This window comes from Rheinheimera oceanensis (assembly GCF_018831085.1).
In the GTDB taxonomy this organism is placed as follows: domain Bacteria; phylum Pseudomonadota; class Gammaproteobacteria; order Enterobacterales; family Alteromonadaceae; genus Alishewanella; species Alishewanella oceanensis.
In genome coordinates, this window is the sequence record NZ_JAGPNM010000045.1 from 1 (window position 1) to 597 (window position 597).

Consider the following 597-nt stretch of genomic DNA (forward strand, 5'->3'; position numbering starts at 1 on the left):
GCTAAGAGGTTGCTTAGCTTGTTTTTACTACTATCAGCTTGCCAAATTGTTAAAGAGCACTTTGAGATAAACTCAAATATAAAAACTTAAGCTTGTTAAGTGCTTATATTTGAATTTCTAGAGCAATTTTCTTAGCCAACGTTATTTAGGCCAGGCGCGGTGAACCGACGCATACTCAGGTATGTGAGGTTCGCTGCAACAACGCATAAATAAGGTTGGTGGAGTTAAGCGGGATCGAACCGCTGACCTCCTGCGTGCAAGGCAGGCGCTCTCCCAGCTGAGCTATAACCCCTCTTCTTGCTTCTGCTTTGACCTTTATGCTGCGTTATGCTTCCTCACTCATTCAGTCACGTACTTATGTACGCTCCTTCACTCGCTCGTTGCATGCCTTGCCTAAAGCTCACATCATCGCAATAAGTTTTTTATGGCCTTTGCTCTGCATTCGTTGTCAGGTTAGGCGCAGTGAACCGAAGCATACTTAAAGTATGTGAGGGTCGCTGCAACAACGCCTGGCGGCGAATTGGTTGGTCTGAGTAGACTCGAACTACCGACCTCACCCTTATCAGGGGTGCGCTCTAACCACCTGAGCTACAGACC

Annotated in this window: 1 tRNA gene; it reads right to left on the bottom strand. The window is 46.9% G+C overall.

Going from position 1 to position 597, the window contains the following annotated elements:
• Positions 1 to 216 precede the first annotated feature (216 nt).
• Positions 217 to 292 (bottom strand) — tRNA-Ala (locus tag J3B89_RS21025).
• Between the last annotated feature and the right edge of the window lie 305 nt (positions 293 to 597).